Origin of the sequence: Streptomyces sp. NBC_00989, from assembly GCF_045162655.1 — a bacterium.
Lineage (GTDB): Bacteria > Actinomycetota > Actinomycetes > Streptomycetales > Streptomycetaceae > Streptomyces.
This window is the reverse complement of the sequence record NZ_CP108728.1, coordinates 9583825-9600040: the sequence shown is the minus strand read 5'-3', so window position 1 is coordinate 9600040 and position 16216 is coordinate 9583825. Positions and strand designations below refer to the sequence as shown.

General features: G+C 70.6%; 19 protein-coding genes and 1 riboswitch. Of the genes, 10 read left to right on the top strand and 9 right to left on the bottom strand.

Annotated elements, in window-relative coordinates:
- Positions 1-14 precede the first annotated feature (14 nt).
- The 4 genes from OG714_RS43070 to OG714_RS43055 all read right to left on the bottom strand — a co-directional run bounded on the left by OG714_RS43070 (position 15) and on the right by OG714_RS43055 (position 2959).
- A complete protein-coding gene (locus OG714_RS43070) occupies positions 15-1736 on the bottom strand; it encodes an urease subunit alpha (protein ID WP_406129343.1) in 1722 nt (573 codons plus the stop codon).
- A complete protein-coding gene (locus tag OG714_RS43065; RefSeq protein WP_406129341.1) occupies positions 1729-2040 on the bottom strand; it encodes an urease subunit beta in 312 nt (103 codons plus the stop codon). Before OG714_RS43065 ends, OG714_RS43070 begins: the two co-directional genes overlap by 8 nt.
- Before the next feature lie 9 nt (positions 2041-2049).
- Positions 2050-2352, bottom strand: coding sequence for an urease subunit gamma (locus OG714_RS43060; RefSeq protein WP_010988499.1), 303 nt, complete (start codon positions 2350-2352; stop codon positions 2050-2052).
- 310 nt (positions 2353-2662) lie between these two features.
- Positions 2663-2959: a type II toxin-antitoxin system Phd/YefM family antitoxin gene (locus OG714_RS43055; RefSeq protein WP_406129339.1), complete on the bottom strand. Its 297-nt coding sequence runs from the start codon at positions 2957-2959 to the stop codon at positions 2663-2665.
- An 83-nt stretch (positions 2960-3042) separates the two neighbouring features.
- On the opposite strand from OG714_RS43055, the gene OG714_RS43050 reads away from it, so the two are divergent.
- The 3 genes from OG714_RS43050 to OG714_RS43040 all read left to right on the top strand — a co-directional run bounded on the left by OG714_RS43050 (position 3043) and on the right by OG714_RS43040 (position 5023).
- Positions 3043-3678, top strand: coding sequence for an ATP-dependent Clp protease proteolytic subunit (locus tag OG714_RS43050; RefSeq protein ID WP_406129337.1), 636 nt, complete (start codon positions 3043-3045; stop codon positions 3676-3678).
- Between the two features lie 7 nt (positions 3679-3685).
- Entirely contained in the window at positions 3686-3994 is a 309-nt protein-coding gene (locus OG714_RS43045) for a hypothetical protein (RefSeq protein ID WP_406129335.1), read from the top strand.
- 372 nt (positions 3995-4366) lie between these two features.
- A riboswitch (cyclic di-AMP (ydaO/yuaA leader) is annotated at positions 4367-4546 on the top strand.
- Between the two features lie 3 nt (positions 4547-4549).
- Entirely contained in the window at positions 4550-5023 is a 474-nt protein-coding gene (locus OG714_RS43040; protein ID WP_019059527.1) for a C40 family peptidase, read from the top strand.
- Between the two features lie 273 nt (positions 5024-5296).
- On the opposite strand, the gene OG714_RS43035 is transcribed toward OG714_RS43040, so the two are convergent.
- Positions 5297-5755, bottom strand: a complete 459-nt coding sequence (locus OG714_RS43035; protein WP_406129334.1) for an ATP-binding protein — start codon at positions 5753-5755, stop codon at positions 5297-5299.
- 212 nt (positions 5756-5967) lie between these two features.
- Here OG714_RS43035 and OG714_RS43030 point away from each other — a divergent pair, with 212 nt between their 5' ends.
- Positions 5968-6837: a helix-turn-helix domain-containing protein gene (locus OG714_RS43030; RefSeq protein WP_406129332.1), complete on the top strand. Its 870-nt coding sequence runs from the start codon at positions 5968-5970 to the stop codon at positions 6835-6837.
- A gap of 9 nt (positions 6838-6846) precedes the next feature.
- On the top strand, positions 6847-7071 hold the full coding sequence (locus OG714_RS43025) for a DUF397 domain-containing protein (RefSeq protein WP_406129331.1): 225 nt from the start codon (positions 6847-6849) through the stop codon (positions 7069-7071).
- Positions 7072-7112: 41 nt separating this feature from the next.
- Here OG714_RS43025 and OG714_RS43020 read toward each other — a convergent pair whose 3' ends face one another.
- Entirely contained in the window at positions 7113-8240 is a 1128-nt protein-coding gene (locus OG714_RS43020; RefSeq protein WP_406129329.1) for an 8-amino-7-oxononanoate synthase, read from the bottom strand.
- Between the two features lie 147 nt (positions 8241-8387).
- Between OG714_RS43020 and bioB the strand changes: the two genes are divergently transcribed.
- The 3 genes from bioB to bioD are packed head-to-tail and all read left to right on the top strand — an operon-like array spanning position 8388 to position 11647.
- Positions 8388-9620 carry a biotin synthase BioB gene (bioB, locus tag OG714_RS43015; protein WP_406129327.1) on the top strand — a complete coding sequence of 411 codons (1233 nt, stop codon included), beginning with the start codon at positions 8388-8390 and terminating at the stop codon, positions 9618-9620.
- The gene (locus tag OG714_RS43010; protein WP_406129326.1) at positions 9613-10905 is read left to right on the top strand and encodes an adenosylmethionine--8-amino-7-oxononanoate transaminase; all 1293 of its coding nucleotides are present in this window, start codon (positions 9613-9615) and stop codon (positions 10903-10905) included. Before bioB ends, OG714_RS43010 begins: the two co-directional genes overlap by 8 nt.
- A gap of 1 nt (position 10906) precedes the next feature.
- Complete coding sequence (gene bioD, locus OG714_RS43005; RefSeq protein WP_406129324.1) at positions 10907-11647, top strand: dethiobiotin synthase; 741 nt, start codon at positions 10907-10909, stop codon at positions 11645-11647.
- On the opposite strand, the gene OG714_RS43000 is transcribed toward bioD, so the two are convergent.
- A complete protein-coding gene (locus OG714_RS43000; protein WP_406129322.1) occupies positions 11644-13920 on the bottom strand; it encodes a LuxR C-terminal-related transcriptional regulator in 2277 nt (758 codons plus the stop codon). The genes bioD and OG714_RS43000 overlap by 4 nt on opposite strands.
- A gap of 115 nt (positions 13921-14035) precedes the next feature.
- Between OG714_RS43000 and OG714_RS42995 the strand changes: the two genes are divergently transcribed.
- On the top strand, positions 14036-14722 hold the full coding sequence (locus tag OG714_RS42995; protein ID WP_406129321.1) for an esterase/lipase family protein: 687 nt from the start codon (positions 14036-14038) through the stop codon (positions 14720-14722).
- A 94-nt stretch (positions 14723-14816) separates the two neighbouring features.
- Positions 14817-15512, top strand: a complete 696-nt coding sequence (locus tag OG714_RS42990) for a class I SAM-dependent methyltransferase (RefSeq protein WP_406129319.1) — start codon at positions 14817-14819, stop codon at positions 15510-15512.
- Between the two features lie 9 nt (positions 15513-15521).
- On the opposite strand, the gene OG714_RS42985 is transcribed toward OG714_RS42990, so the two are convergent.
- Both OG714_RS42985 and OG714_RS42980 read right to left on the bottom strand, forming a co-directional pair.
- Positions 15522-15896, bottom strand: coding sequence for a fic family toxin-antitoxin system, toxin component (locus tag OG714_RS42985; RefSeq protein WP_406129317.1), 375 nt, complete (start codon positions 15894-15896; stop codon positions 15522-15524).
- Positions 15897-15900: 4 nt separating this feature from the next.
- A complete protein-coding gene (locus OG714_RS42980; protein WP_366094160.1) occupies positions 15901-16140 on the bottom strand; it encodes a toxin-antitoxin system HicB family antitoxin in 240 nt (79 codons plus the stop codon).
- Positions 16141-16216 lie beyond the last annotated feature (76 nt).

The window sequence follows — 16216 nt, the reverse complement described above, 5'->3', positions numbered from 1 at the left end:
TCAGAACCCCCTCCTCAGAAGAGGAAGTACCGCTGGGCCATGGGCAGTTCGGCGGCCGGCGTCGCCTCGACGAGCTCCCCGTCGATGTGCACGGCGAAGCTGTCGGGATCGACCTGGACGCGAGGCCGAGCGTCGTTCTCGCGCATGTCGGCCTTCGTGACCCCGCGTGTGGACTCGATGGCGACGAACTTCTTGCCGAGGTCGAGCCGTTCGGGAAGTCCGTCCTCGATCGCCAACTGGGCGACGAAGTTGAAGGAGTTGGCGGCCGGTGCCCGTCCGATCGCCCCGAACATCGGGCGCGGCAGGATGGGTTGGGGCGTCGGGATGGACGCGTTGGCGTCGCCCATCTGCGCGTACGCGATCTGGCCGCCCTTGATGACGAGGTGCGGCTTGACGCCGAAGAACGCCGGTTCCCACAGCACGAGGTCGGCGAGCTTGCCGGTCTCGACGGAGCCGATCTCGCGGGCGAGGCCCTGAGCGAGGGCGGGGTTGATCGTGTACTTGGCGACATAACGCCGTACCCGACGATTGTCCGCACGCCCGTCCCCGGGCAGCGCACCCCGCCGCCGCTTCATCACATGCGCCGTCTGCCAGGTCCGCATGATGACCTCGCCGACCCGGCCCATCGCCTGCGCGTCGGAGGAGATGATCGAGATGGCGCCGAGGTCGTGGAGGATGTCCTCCGCGCCGATGGTCGACGGGCGGATGCGGGACTCGGCGAAGGCCAGGTCCTCGGGGACCGCCGGGTTGAGGTGGTGGCAGACCATCAGCATGTCGAGGTGTTCCTCGGCGGTGTTGACGGTGTACGGCCGGGTCGGGTTGGTGGAGCTGGGCAGCACGTGCGGCTCGGAGACCACGGTCATGATGTCCGGCGCGTGCCCGCCGCCCGCACCCTCGGTGTGGTAGGCGTGGATGCCGCGTCCGGCGATCGCGGCGAGGGTGTCGCCGACGAACCCGGCCTCGTTCAACGTGTCGGTGTGGATGGCGACTTGGACGCCCGTGCGGTCGGCGACGGTGAGCGAGGCGTCGATGACGGCGGGGGTCGAGCCCCAGTCCTCATGCAGCTTCAGTCCCAGCGCTCCCCCGCGGATCTGGGACATCATCGCGTCGTGCGAGACGGTGTTGCCCTTGCCGAGGAAGCCGATGTTGAGCGGGTACTGCTCCATCGCCGCCATCATCCGGGCCAGATGCCAGGGGCCCGGCGTCACGGTGGTCGCCTTGGAACCCTCGGCCGGTCCGGTGCCGCCGCCGACCAGCGTGGTGACTCCGGCGGAGAGCGCCTCGTCGGCGATCTGCGGGCAGATGAAGTGGACGTGCGCGTCGACGGCGCCGGCCGTGAGGATGCGTCCGTTGCCGGCGATGACCTCGGTCTCGGGGCCGATCACCAGGTCGGGGTGGATGCCGTCCATGGTGTCCGGGTTGCCGGCCTTGCCGATGCCCGTGATGCGGCCGTCGCGGATGCCGACGTCGGCCTTGACGACGCCCCAGTGGTCGACGATCACGGCACCGGTGATGACGGTGTCGGGGGTGCCCTCCGCGCGGGAGGCACGCGCCTGGCCCATCGACTCGCGGATGACCTTGCCACCGCCGAACACGGCCTCGTCACCGGCGAGTCCGGGACCGCCGGAGCGGTCCTCCTCGATCTCGATCAGCAGATCGGTGTCGGCGAGCCGGATGCGGTCGCCGGTGGTCGGCCCGAACAGGTCCGCGTACGCGGCGCGGGAGATCTCAGGCATCGAGGGCACCTCCGGTCTCCCCGCGCAGTCCGGGCACGACACGGGCGCCGGCCAGCGGGACGAGTTCGACGTCGACGGGGATGCCCGGCTCGAAGCGCACGGCCGTACCGGCGGCGACGTTGAGCCGCTGTCCGCGCGCGGCGGCGCGGTCGAACTCCAGGCCGGGGTTGGCCTCGGCGAAGTGGTAGTGGGAGCCGACCTGGACGGGCCGGTCGGCTGCGTTGAGGACGGTCATCCGTGTGACCTCACGGCCCGCGTTGTAGACGATCGGGTCGTCCGCGAACAGGATCTCGCCGGGAATCATCGAGGCCTCCTACACGATCGGGTCGTGGACGGTGACGAGCTTGGTGCCGTCCGGGAAGGTCGCCTCGACCTGTACGTCGTGGATCATCTCGGGGATGCCCTCCATGACGTCGTCCCTGGTGAGCAGCTTGCGCCCGGAAGACATCAGCTCGGCGACGGTACGGCCGTCACGGGCGCCTTCGAGGATGTGCGACGTGATGAGGGCGACCGCCTCGGGGTGGTTCAGCTTCAGACCACGGGCCCGGCGCTTCTCGGCCACGTCGGCCGCCACATGGATCAGCAGCCTCTCTTGCTCGTGCGGGGTCAGTTGCACGTCCCACCTCACAGTCCTCGCTCCGGACCGTGCGGGGTCCGGCTGCCGCCTAAACGCTCCGCTCGGAGTGCGGGACGTCGTCCAAAGGCCCGTCGTGGCTGGTCGCGCGGTTCCCCGCGCCCCTTCGGGGCGCTGCCGAACCGCAGCGGACTTCACCGGACCCGCTCAGCCCCCAGGGAAAAGCCCCTGGTGGCATGGATCGGCAGGCTAGTTGGACGGCGTTTCAAGCAAGTTAACCGAGCCGTGATCAGGACAATCACATCTACGCACGTAGAGCGGCCTCGCGCACGGCCTGTCGCACGACCCCTCGCTACGAAGGGTTCGGCCCCCGATGTTCGGCGGCGATGCCGAACCGCTGGTGTTCGCGAGGAGCGGACGCGACCTCTCGGACGCGCGAGACGGAACTGATCACCTGCTCCTCGGCGTTCGCGTCGATCCTGTCCAGCTTGTCGAGTTCGTCGAGTCGCTCCAGGTCGGCGGCGGAGACCAGCGCGACCAGGGGCTTGCCGTGCCGTGTCACGACGACGCGCTCACCGCCGTACACCACCCGGTTGATCAGGTCGGCGAGCTCAGCCCTGGCTTGCGTCACCGGAATCTCGTAGGCCATACCCCCATCATAACGTCATGTACGTCCTGTACATTTTTTACAGAGCCCGCCAGAATCACAGGGACCTAGAGAAGGGCTATGCCATGACCCGACCGTCCGCCCGCCACGTCCTGCCCGAGTTCACCGAGCGCACCAGCGCCGGCCACCGGACCCTCGACCCGTACTCGAAGCTGCTGGAGGAGCGGATCGTCTTCCTCGGGACGCCGATCGACGACATCTCGGCGAACGACGTGATGGCCCAGTTCATGCACCTCGAGTACCAGGCACCGGACCGCGACATCGCGCTGTACATCAACTCGCCCGGCGGATCCTTCACCGCGATGTCGGCGATCTACGACACGTTGCGGTTCGTCACGTGTGACGTGGAGACGGTCTGCCTGGGCCAGGCCGGCACCTCCGCGGCGCTGCTGCTGGCGGCGGGCACCCCGGGCAAGCGGTCCGCGCTGCCGGGTGCGCGGGTGGTGCTCCACCAGCCCTCGTTCCCCGAGCCGATCCATGGTCAGGCGAGTGATCTCGCCATCCAGGCCGTCGAGTTGGCGCGGACCCGGTCCCAACTGGAGAAGCTGCTGGCCCTGCACACGGGCCGGACGGTGGAGCAGGTGAGCGCGGACATCGAGCGGGACCGGATCATGGATGCCCAACAGGCCCTGGAATACGGGCTGGTGGACCGGATCGTGTCGACCCGCAAGACCTCGCTCACCGAGCCGGGCGGGGAGTGAGCCGACGATGCTGCCGCCGGAACTGCCGCCGTTGCCCGCACTGACGCGCGCCGAGGGCGAGTTGATCGACCGTTATCTGGATGTGGCCGACCTGCTCGGCCGTATCAACCCGGCGCACCACGGTGACACGTACCGTGGACTGAGGGCCGCCCAGGCGCTCGTGGCCAAGGCCGCAGAGCTGCGGGACGCGCTGGCGCTGATGCACCAGCGGGGCGAGACCGAACTGCACGCCCCCACCCTCGCGCGGGCGCTGCGCGTGCTGGACGGGGAGCGCCGCACGGCGCGCGTCACCCTCCCCGCACCCTCCGACAGTTGAGGGACGCGGAGCCGTCCCGGGCGGACGCGTCTCGCCGAAGGCGCGTCCGGGACCGAGTCGAAACGGACCAAACGGCGTACCCCCGTTCGGAGTAGACGCCCCTCCTTCGACAAGGCCGTTGGGGTTGCGCAACGCGCGTAGTCCAGGGGGAGCGGTGGGGCGTTCCGGCGCTGGTCCGGGGGCATTTGACCCCCTCGACACCTATTCGAACATCCCGGTGTCCACCCGAACGGGTGAGTGGTGAGTAACCCCACAAATCCCCGATTCCGTTGGGATTTTCAGACATCAATAGGTCAAGATCCCTGTCTGACGACAAGACCCCGCCGCAGCGGCGGGGCGATCCGGGCGGACGCCGAGTCCTGCCGCCACCCGGATGACAGGTCGACAGGATTGCATCGGCAGGAGTGGAGGACCCAAGCACGACGGGTCGCCGGGACGGTCACGCCATGACCGGGTCGAGCAGCCCTTGGGGTGAAGCCGCGTCAGCGGCCGGGCAACTTCGCCAGCCCGAATCCGACAGGTCATCCTTCACAGGCGGCTGACGAAGGGTTGCGCATGACTGCGCTCAATCGTGTCCCGTCGCTGATGGTCAGGGCCGGTACGGCCTCGGCTTTCGCCATCGCCGCTGTTGGCGGTTCCGTCGTGATACCGGGCGTCGCATCCGACGCCGCGGCCGCGACACCCGCGACGAAGGCACTCCAGGTCGCGGCGTCCAAGAAGGGCGCTCCGTACAGGTACGGGGCCACCGGACCGGGCCGCTTCGACTGCTCGGGGCTCACGCTGTACTCGTACAAGAAGGCAGGCAAGAAACTGCCCCGTACGGCGGCCCAGCAGTACAACAAGTCCCACCACATCTCGGCCAAGAGCCGCAAGGCCGGGGACCTCGTCTTCTTCCACTCGGGCTCCAGCGTCTACCACGTCGGCATCTATGCCGGCAAGGGAAAGATCTGGCATGCCCCGAAGACCGGGGACGTGGTGAGGCTGCAGAAGATCTGGACCAAGAGCGTCTGGTACGGCCGGGTCAGCTAGGGCCTGTCCAGCGGATCAGGTCGCAGGAAATCGGCGGTGCGTGATCGGCGCCGGTGAGCGGGGCGTGGTGCGTGCAGCTGCAAGACGGAGGAGGGCGTCAACGCGGAGCGTTGGCAACCGACGACGCGGCAGATGTGCGTGCCACGCCCCGCGTCTGCGACAGGATCCGCCGGACAGGTCCTGGGACCCGTCCGAATGAATCTCCCGAGGGGGTGGCGGCCACCTGACAGGCCGCCACCCCCTCGGGTGTCCAGGGACGTTCACCACGCCGCTCTACGGCTCCTGCTGGCCCCCGGCCGTCACCGGCCGGGCCGGTACCGTCCAGGGCACCTCGATGGAGACCGTCTTGCCGCCCTCCAGGGTGGGCCGGACCTTGAGCTTTCCGCCGCACTCCGCGGTCAGCCAGCGAATGATCACCATGCCCCGGCCGTTGTCCTGCTGGACAGCGGCCGGCAGGCGTTTCGGGAACCGGGGATGGCTGTCGGTGACCCCGATGCGCAGCCGTTCGTCACGCTCCAGCTCGATGTCCACCGTAAAGGTGGGTGACTGCCCGAAGGTGTGCTGTACGGCGTTGGTGGCGAGTTCGGAGACGATGAGGCGGATGGTGTCGGCGACCTCCGTGTCCGCCGGAAGGCCCCATTCCACCAGGGTTCCGACCACGTAGGTGCGGGCGGTGGAGACCGAGGCGGGATCGCTCGGCAGAGTGACGGATGCTTCCAGATGGTCTGCCATGGCGCGGTCGTCCCTTTCCCGCGGGACCGGTGTCCGACACGGAGCGGATGGTTCGAGTACGGTCCCGGACTGGTGCTTCTTCGCCAGACTGCCATTACCGCGTCGGTAACGGTGCCGATCCACCAAGATATGCATATATCTGTCGCTCGAAGCGGTGAACTCTGCGACCCCAGACCGTATTTGGGCGGCTCGGAAGGAGTAAGGAGAAACCCATGCAGTACGGTCCCGCGGTACGCCGCCGGAAACTGGGCGCGGAACTGCGCGCATTGCGTGCGGAGGCGGGGCTCACCAGTGGTGAGGCGGCCCGGCTGGTCGGCTGGCACCAGTCGAAGGTGAGCCGCATCGAGACCGGCGCCAGTGGCGTGAAACCGCCCGACGTCCGGTTACTTCTCGACGCCTACCAGGTCGGCGACCCACAACATCGGGACATGCTGCTCGTGCTCGCGGGCTCCGACGGCGGCGGCGGCCGGCACCACTGGTGGCACGCCTATCGCGGTGTACTGCCGCCCGCCTACCGGGACTTCATCAGTCTGGAGTCACAGGCCGGCGCGATCCGCACCCTGGAGACCTCGGTGGTCCCCGGGCTGCTCCAGACGCCCGAGTACGCCCGGGCGGTGACCCGGGCCGCCATGGGAGGCCTCGACAACGACGGGCCCGAGCGGCTCGACGCGCTGGTGCAGGTGCGGCTGGCCCGGCAGGACGTGCTGCGCGCGGATCCGCCGCTGGCCCTGAGCGTGGTCCTCGACGAGGCGGTGCTGCGGCGCGAGGTCGGCGGGCCGGGGGTGATGGCACGTCAGCTGGACCGGCTCGTGGAGGCCGCCCGGCTGCCCCAAGTGAGGCTTCAGGTACTGCCGTTCGCCGCAGGAGCACACATCGGCATCACCGGACCTTTCGTTATCTTCTCCTTTCCGAGCACTTCTGATCTGGACGTGGTTGTTCTAGACCACTTGACGAGTAGCCTCTACCTCGAACGGAAAGAAGACCTAGAGGCCTACAGCGAGGCCTTCAACACCCTTCAGTTCCACGCCCTTTCGCCCGAGGATTCGTCGGATTACATCGCCGGGATAGGTGACGGCGCGTAAGGAGGCACCATGTCTGCACTGCCTCGGAACGTACCTTCCAGTTCTGAACCGTCCGGTGTGCGGTGGCTGCGCAGCAGCTACAGCACGGGAGCGAACAACTGCGTCGAGGCGGCACGTCCGCGCTCAGGCCCCCGCGCGGGGCTGCTCGCCGTACGCGACTCGAAGGACCCGCAAGGACCCGCCCTGCTCTTCTCCCCCGAGAGCTGGACGGGTTTCCTCGCCACGTTCCACTGACCGTTCCGCCTGTCAGCGACGCACGACCGTGTCACGCCGACTCATGGTCGCGTCTCGCCGATCACACGTACAGCGCGTTCGATCTCGGCCCCGGAGAGGTCCGCTCGGGCGGTCAGCCTGAGCCGTGAGATGCCGTCGGGCACGGAAGGAGGACGGAAGCAGCCCACGGCCAGCCCTGCCGTACGGCAGTCGGCCGCCCATTGCACGGCCGCCTCCGGGGACGGCGCACGCACCGACACCACCGCGGCGTCCGGACGTACCGCTTCCAGACCCGCGGCGGTGAGACGCACGTGCAGCTCACTCGCCACGGCGCGGGCCCGGGCAGCCCGCTCGGGTTCGCGCCGCAGCAGGGTGAGCGCCGCCAGCGCGGCACCCGCCGCCGCGGGCGCCAGTCCCGTGTCGAAGATGAACGTCCGCGCCGCGTTGACCAGATGGTCGATCACCCGCGCCGGCCCGAGCACGGCACCGCCCTGGCTCCCGAGCGACTTGGACAGCGTGACCGTCACGACCACGTCCTCGCTCCCCGCGAGCCCCGCCGCGTACGGCGCCCCGCGCCCCCCGTCGCCCAGCACCCCCAGCCCGTGCGCGTCGTCGAGCAGCAGCCCCGCGCCGAACTCCCGGCACGCCTGCGCGAGCGCGCCCACCGGAGCCGCGTCCCCGTCCACGGAGAACACCGAGTCGGACACGACGACGGCCTGCCCGTCATGCGTCCGCAGCGCCTTGCGCACCCCGTCCGGATCGGCGTGTCCTACGACCTGGGTGGCGCCCCGCGCCAGCCGGCAGCCGTCGATCAGGGAGGCGTGGTTGCCCGCGTCGGAGACGATCAGCGAGCCGTGCGGCGCGAGCGTGGTGACCGCGGCGAGGTTGGCCGCGTAGCCGGAGGAGAAGACGAGGGCCGCCTCGAACCCGCAGAACTCGGCCAGTTCCCGCTCCAGTTGGGCGTGCAGCTCGGTCGTACCGGTGACGAGCCGCGACCCGGTCGACCCCCCGCCCCAGGTCCGCGCCGCCGCCGCGGCCCCCTCGACGACCTCGGGGTGATGTGCCAGACCCAGGTAGTCGTTGCTCGCGAGATCGAGGAGCGGCGAGTCGGCGGGACGGGGCCGCAGGGTCCGTACGAGCCCGGCGCGACGGCGCTGCTCCGCCTGCTCGTCGATCCAGCCGAACGCCATGGTTCCTCCGGGGCTTTTGTAGGCAGTGCACAGACACTAATCGGACGACGAGCCGCCCATGGTGTGGTGATACCCACACCCCCGGGCCCATGTCTTGTTCAATCTCTCCTTGGCCGCAAGCGGTCCCGTAGGACAGGATCGGATCTCATGGACCTGCTGAACACGCTCGTGGACAAGGGGCTTCGGCGCGAGCTGCCGACCCGCGCGGAAGCACTCGCCGTCCTCTCCACCTCGGACGACGACCTGCTGGATGTCGTGGCCGCGGCCGGAAAGGTGCGCCGGCACTGGTTCGGCCGACGGGTGAAGCTCAACTATCTCGTCAACCTGAAGTCCGGCCTGTGCCCCGAGGACTGCTCGTACTGCTCGCAGCGGCTCGGCTCCAAGGCCGACATCCTGAAGTACACGTGGCTGAAACCCGACGACGCCTCGAAGGCCGCGGCGGCCGGAGTGGCGGGAGGTGCCAAGCGCGTCTGCCTGGTGGCCTCGGGCCGGGGTCCGACCGACCGGGACGTGGACCGGGTCGCCGGCACCATCAAGGCGATCAAGGACCAGAACGAGGGCGTCGAGGTGTGCGCCTGCCTCGGCCTGCTCTCCGACGGCCAGGCCGACCGGCTGCGCGAGGCCGGCGCGGACGCCTACAACCACAACCTCAACACGTCCGAGTCGACGTACGGGGACATCACGACCACCCACACGTACGCCGACCGCGTCGACACCGTGCAGAAGGCGCACGCGGCCGGGCTGTCCGCCTGCTCCGGCCTGATCGCCGGCATGGGCGAGACGGACGAGGACCTGATCGACGTGGTCTTCTCCCTCCGGGAGCTGGACCCGGACTCGGTGCCGGTGAACTTCCTGATCCCGATGGAGGGCACCCCGCTCGCCGCGGAGTGGCACCTCACCCCGCAGCGCTGTCTGCGCATCCTCGCGATGGTCCGCTTCGTCTGCCCGGACGTCGAGGTCCGTATCGCGGGCGGCCGTGAGGTCCACCTGCGCACGATGCAGCCCCTCGCCCTGAACCTCGCCAACTCGATCTTCCTCGGCGACTACCTCACCAGCGAGGGCCAGGCCGGCCACGCCGACCTGGAGATGATCGCGGACGCGGGCTTCGAGGTGGAGGGCGCGGGCGAGGTGACGCTGCCGCAGCACCGGGCGACGGCGGGCGGCTGCGGGTCGCACGAGGACGCCGGGTGCGGTGGGGGCTGCGGCGGGCACGAGGGCGCCACTGGTGGCTGTGGTGGGCACGAGGGCGCCGGAGTCTGCGGTTCCGCTCCCACCGTCGCGTCTACGTCGGCTCCCGCACCGCAGGTCGACGAGGTCCGCCGGGACCTGGTCTCCGTACGCCGTCGAGGTGCCGGAACGGATCTCGCGCCCAATGCCTGACCCGACCGGCCGCCTGCCCGTCCCGGAGCTGCTGGAACTGGACCGGCGGCACGTCTGGCATCCGTACGGTCCGATGCCCGGCCGGGTCGACCCGCTCGTCGTCGAATCGGCGAGCGGGGTGCGGCTCCGACTGGCGGACGGCGGGGGCGAGTTGGTCGACGGCATGTCGTCCTGGTGGTCGGCGATCCACGGCTACAACCACCCCGTGCTCAACGAGGCCGCGCACGAGCAGCTCGGCCGGATGAGCCATGTGATGTTCGGCGGGCTGACCCACGAGCCTGCCGTACGCCTGGCGAAGCTCCTTGTCGACATGTCTCCGGACGGCCTGGAACACGTCTTCCTCGCCGACTCGGGCTCCGTGTCGGTCGAGGTCGCGGTGAAGATGTGTCTCCAGTACTGGCGCTCGCTCGGCCGCCCCGCGAAACAGCGCCTGCTGACCTGGCGCGGCGGCTACCACGGCGACACCTGGCAGCCGATGTCGGTGTGCGACCCCGAGGGCGGGATGCACGAGCTGTGGTCCGGGGTACTCCCGCGCCAGGTGTTCGCCGACGCGCCACCGACCGAGTACGACGAGTCGTACGCCGACCATCTGCGCGAGCTGATCGAACGCCACGCGCACGAACTGGCCGCGGTGATCGTGGAACCGGTGGTGCAGGGCGCGGGCGGGATGCGGTTCCACTCCCCCGCGTATCTGCGGGTGCTGCGCGAGGCGTGCGACGCGCACGACGTGCTGCTGGTGTTCGACGAGATCGCGACGGGTTTCGGCCGCACGGGCGCGCTGTTCGCGGCGGAGCACGCGGCGGTGACGCCGGACGTGATGTGCGTGGGCAAGGCGCTGACCGGCGGCTACATGACGATGGCGGCGACGCTCTGCACGTCACGCGTGGCCGAGGGCATCTCACAGGGCGAGGTACCGGTCCTCGCCCACGGCCCGACCTTCATGGGCAACCCGCTCGCGGCGGCCGTGGCCTGCGCCTCGCTCGAACTCCTCCTGAACCAGGACTGGTTGACGGAGATCAAGCGCATCGAGACGGGCCTACGGGAGGGCCTCGCCCCGGCGTGGGACATCCCGGGCGTCCAGGACGTCCGCGTCCTCGGCGCCATCGGCGTGGTCCAACTCGACCACGCCGTCGACATGAAGGCCGCCACGGACGCGGCCGTACGCGAGGGCGTGTGGCTACGGCCGTTCCGCGACCTCGTCTACACGATGCCGCCGTACGTCACGGGCGACGCCGACCTGGCTCGGATCGCCCGCGCGGTGTGCGCGGCGGCGCGGGAGGGATGACATGCCGGTACTGGTGATCACGGGCACGGGCACGGAGGTCGGCAAGACGATCACCACGGCCGCGGTCGCGGCGGCAGCGCTCGCGGCCGGCCGCACGGTGGCCGTCCTGAAGCCCGCCCAGACGGGTCTACGACCGGACGAGCGCGGGGACGCCGACGAGGTCGCGCGGCTCGCGGGCGCCGTGACGGCCACCGAACTCGCCCGCTACCCCGAGCCGTTGGCCCCCGGCACGGCAGCACGCCGGGCCGGTCTCGCCCCGGTACACCCGCCCGAAATCGCCGAAGCCGCCCAGAAGTTGGCCACCGAGCACGACCTGGTGCTGGTCGAGGGCGCGGGTGGCCTGCTCGTACGGTTCGACGCGGAGGGCGGCACGCTGGCGGACGCGGCGCGGTTGCTGGGGGCACCGGTCCTGGTCGTGGCGTCGGCGGGTCTTGGTACCCTGAACACGACGGAACTGACGGCCCGTGAACTCCGGTCCCAGGGCCTCGACTTGCTGGGCGTACTGATCGGCAGCTGGCCCACCGCACCTGATCTGGCGTCACGTTGCAATGTGGTGGACCTGCCGGACGTTGCGGGGGCTCCACTGCTCGGGGCCCTGCCGGAGGGGGCGGGGGCGCTGACACCGGCGAACTTCCGTGCGTCGGCACCGAGTTGGCTGGCGCCGCGGCTTGACGGGGTGTGGGACGCGGAGGGGTTTCGGGGACGGGAAGCTGCGGCTGCCTGGGGCAGTGGGCCCTCCTAGGACGCCTCCCCCTCGGCCAGCAGCCGTACCAGTTCGATCCGCGACCGTATGCCCAACCGGCTGAAGACACCGCGTAGATGGTGGTCGATCGTGCGAGGGCTGAGGGCGAGGCGGACGGCGATCTCTCGGTTGGTGGCGCCGTCGGCGGCCATGCGGGCGACCATCAGTTGCTGGGCGGTGAGGCGGGTGGTCGGGGCGAGGGCTCCGGGGGTGGGGAGGGCGGTCGCGGTCACCGGGGTGCCGAGGGCGCGGAGTTCGGCGCGCGCCTGGGCGGCGCAGTGCGGGGCGCCGAAGGACTCGAAGGCCTCCAGCGAGGTGTGCAGGCGGTCGCGGGCCTCGGTGCGGCGGCGCAGTCGGCGCAGTGCGCCGCCGAACAGCAGCTCGGTGCGGGCCCGTTCGAAGTCACGGGTGCCGCGTGCGTGGAGGTCGAGGGCGCTGCGGTAGTGCTCGACCGCCTCGTCGCCGGGCGCGAGCAGGGCCCGGCAACGGGCGCTCAGGGCAAGGTCGTCGGGGCTGCGGACAGCACGTGCCCAGCGGTCGTAGTCGGCGTGTGCGGCGCGGGCGATACGGGTGTCGCCGCTGCGGGCGGCGGCCTCGACGTAGTGCGGGGTGGCGAGGTGCCGGATGGCCCGGTGGCCGTGGCCCGGGCCGAAGCCGGCGAGCGCGCGCAGCCGGGCCGCCGCGGCGGCGAACCGGCCGCTGCTGAGGTCGAGGTAGGCAAGCGCCCACTGGGCGAGGGCGGCCGGCAGGCCCAGGCCCCGGCCCAGGGCGTAGGAGCGGGCGGCGGCGGCACGTTCCCGGCAGACGTCGCCGTCCCCGGTGAGCGCGGCGAACATGGCGAGCGCGGCCTGCAGATGGCAGGCGCCGTTGTCCTGGCCGGTGGCGTGGGCCTGCCACAGGGCGTCCGCCGTGGCCGTCTCGGCGGCCCTCGGATGCCCGGTCCAGAACTCGGCGTACGCCCGGAACTCCATCGCCTGCGCCACGACCACGGTCGCACCCCGCGCCCGGGCCGAGGCCGCCGCCCGCACGGTGGCGGTGGTGGCACGGGTGTGGTCACCGAGCATCAGCGCGGCGATCCCCGCGTGGATCAGGAGGGTGGGGTCCCCTCCGGGACCGCATCGCCCGGCGGCGGCCTTGAGCAGGTCCCGCGCGTCCTCGTACCGTCCCTCGCAGGCGGCGGCCAGTCCCCCGAGCGTCCCGTGCGGCACGATCCCGACCCGGGAGGCGACGGCCGCCGCCTCCCTGCACCGTCTCAGGTCCCCGGTGTAGACGGCGGCCTCGGTGGCCCAGGCGAGGAGGTGAACGGCGTGGTCGGGAGCGGGAGTTCGGGGTACCGCGACCATGCGGGGTACCTCGGTCGACCGGGACGCCGGTCTCAAGTCGGCGCCGGATCCCTCCAGTTCACGTCGCGCCACAGCCGTCAGCAACGCGTCGAACGCCTCCGCCGCATTGCCCGCCCGCAGCGCGAACACCCCGTTCAGCGCGTCGCTGTCCGTCGCGGCCGCGAGTCTTCGCGCCCGGTCGCCTTCGCCGGACTGCCAGGCGTCGCCGGCGGCGCGGTTGAGGAGGCGGGACTGTTCACGGGGGTCGAGGGAGAGCGCGGCGGCGCGTTCCACGAGGGCGCAGGCGAGGGGGTGTTCACCGGCGTCGCGTGCCTGTTGCGCGGCCGCGCGGAGTTCCGCGGTGAGCCGCGCGCTGGGGCCGAGCGCTCCCGCGCCCCGGTGCCAGGAACGTCGCGGTGCCTCACCCTCGGCGCGCAACACCCGTGCCAGCAACCGGTGGACGTCCCGCCGGTCCGCCGGCGACCCCGTCTCGTACGCGGCGATCCTCGTCCACGGGTCCCGGAAGACGACCCCGCCGGCCGTCGCGTGCGCGACCCCGGCCGTCTCGGCGGCTTCCAGGGGCCGGGTGTCGAGCCGCCCCGCCGCGACGGCGCGCAGGAAGGCATGCGTGGCGACCGGGTACTGGTCCGCCGCGGCGAGCAGCAGAAGCAGCCGTGTGCCGTCGGGCAGCGCACGGATCTCCCGGCGATACCGGGTCAGCAACTCCGGTGCCAGGGACGCCGGTTCGGTCGGGAGGGGGTCGAGGCCCGCGGCCTGGCGTGGGGTCAGGCGCGGGAGGAGTTCGGCGGCGGCGCGCGGATCGCCGTAGACCGCGCGCAGTGCTCGGATACGGACCCCTTCGGGGAGCGCGGGGTCGAGGGTTCGCCCTGTGTCGATGCGCGACGGTGGCGAAGTGCGGTCTAGAGAAGTGGGGTTCACCGGAGTCAGCACACAACTGACGTTACTGGCGAGTTAATTCACCCGTAAAGACCGGCGATTTCGCCGATGCGGCGCGCGTAGACCCACGCCGACACTCCTGACAACCCCACCCGTATCAGGAGGCATCATGCAGCGCCACAAGCGTCGCATCGCCACGGCCCTGTCGGCCGTGACCACCTCGCTCCTTCTGTCACTCTCCCTGGCCTCGACGCCCGCTCACGCGGCGAGCCACAACCCGATCGTGTTCGTGCACGGCCTGAGCAGCGACTCCACAAGCTGGGACGACTGGATCGCGGACTTCAAGGCGGACGGTTACTCATCCTCCGAGCTGTACGCGATCTCGTACGACTGGACGAAGTCGAACGTCACGACCGCTTCAGCGCTGTCGACCTACATCCAGTCGGTCCTCTCCAGCACCGGCGCCTCGAAGGTCGACCTGGTGGTCCACTCCATGGGTGCGCTCAACAGCCGCTACTACCTCAAGAACCTCGGCGGGACCTCGTACGTCGACGACTTCGTGTCGGTCGCCGGGGTGAACCACGGGACGAGCATCGCCTCGCTCTGCGGCTGGCTGTACACCTCCTGCAAGGAGATGCAGACCGGGAGTTCCTTCCTCACCGCGCTCAACTCCGGTGACGAGACGCCCGGCAGCGTGTCGTACGCGGCCTACTGGTCGGACTGCGACGAGGCGATCAACCCGGACACCTCGGCCGAGCTGAGCGGCGCGACCAACGTCGACGTCGGGTGCATCTCGCACACCGACATGAACGACGACTACGGCGTCTACGAGCAGGTGCGGGACTTCATCTCCTGACCGGCTCGGGGCAGCAGCGGGGGTGGTCAAGGGCGGCAGGGGGGACAATCCCGGTAGGGACCGGTTTCGGCCCGGTCCGGTCCGGGAGGTCGCCATGCCGCTACGGTCCGTAGGCTCCGGCACAGTCGGCGCTGTGCCGCGGGACGTCGTCCACCACCCGCTGTTCGCCCGTTACTACGCCCGTTTCAGCGTGACCGCCGAGTCGAAGCTCGGCCTGGCCGGGATGCGGGACCGGCTGCTCGCCGGGCTCTCCGGGCGGGTGATCGAGATCGGGGCCGGGAACGGCCTGAACTTCGCGCACTATCCGGGCGCCGTCTCGGAGGTCGTCGCGATCGAGCCCGAGCGGACCCTGCGGCAGCTGGCCGTGGAGTCCGCGCTCCGCTCCGAGGTGCCCGTCGACGTCGTGCCGGGCGCGGCGGAGAAGCTGCCCGTGAAGAGCGAGGCCTTCGACGCGGTCGTCCTCTCGCTGGTGCTGTGCAGCGTGCGCGACGTACCGCGGGCGCTCGCGGAGGTACGTCGGGTGCTGCGGCCCGGCGGCGTCGTACGGTTCTTCGAGCACGGCAAGGGCGGCGGGCCCGCGATGGCGTTCACCCAGCGCGCCCTGGACCGCACGCTGTGGCCGCCGCTGAACGGCGGCTGTCATCTGGCCCGCGACCCGGTCGCCGCGCTGCGCGACGCGGGGTTCGAACTCGGGCCCTACCGGCGGGTGTTGATCCCGGAGAAGGGACCTACGCTGCCGAGCTCGTACTGCGTCCTGGGCACCGCGTGGCGCCCTGACGCACCGGAGTGATCACCGCGATCACAGGCTCCACTGGCGCAGCTCGTTCGCGATGTCGTCGACCGACGCCTCGCCGCTCTTGACCAACCGGGCCAGATCGCGGACCTGTTCGGGCGAGGTGACGACCTTCAGACCGCTGGCGACGAGGTAGGCGTACGCGACGGCGGAGGCGAAGAGGGCGTTCGAGCGCTCCAACGCGGGGACGTGGATGAGGAGTTGAAGCAAGGCGGCGGCGCGCGCGTACGGGCTGTCGTAGACCGGGACGTCGAATATGTCGGCCTGGTGGCGCGCGACGGCGGCGACGAGCGCGCCCCAGTCGGTGACCTGGGGGTCTCCGGGTGTGTTGTGTTCGGCGAGCATCAGCAGCCAGGCGAGATCGATCCTGAGGTTGTTCAAGGGATCAGCGGCGACCTTCGCGGGTGCTCGCCCCGTCGGCGCCGAACTCGTCGGCGAAGACGGACTCGTACTGCTTCATGAAGTCGGCGGCGGCCTCGACGAAGGTGTGGCCGACCTCCCCGGTGTCCTGTCTGACCAGCTCTTCTATGTACCGGTTGACGCTCATCCCGCGGGCCAGGGCACGTTCACGGGCCGCGCGGGCGGTGCCCTCGTCCACGCGTACGTTCAGCTGGGTCTTCGCCATACCTAGACGCTAGCGCCGGATTGCTAGCACCGGCAAGTGCTTGTCCAGCGGGTGGCGGCCGGGTGGAGAGTGCCCC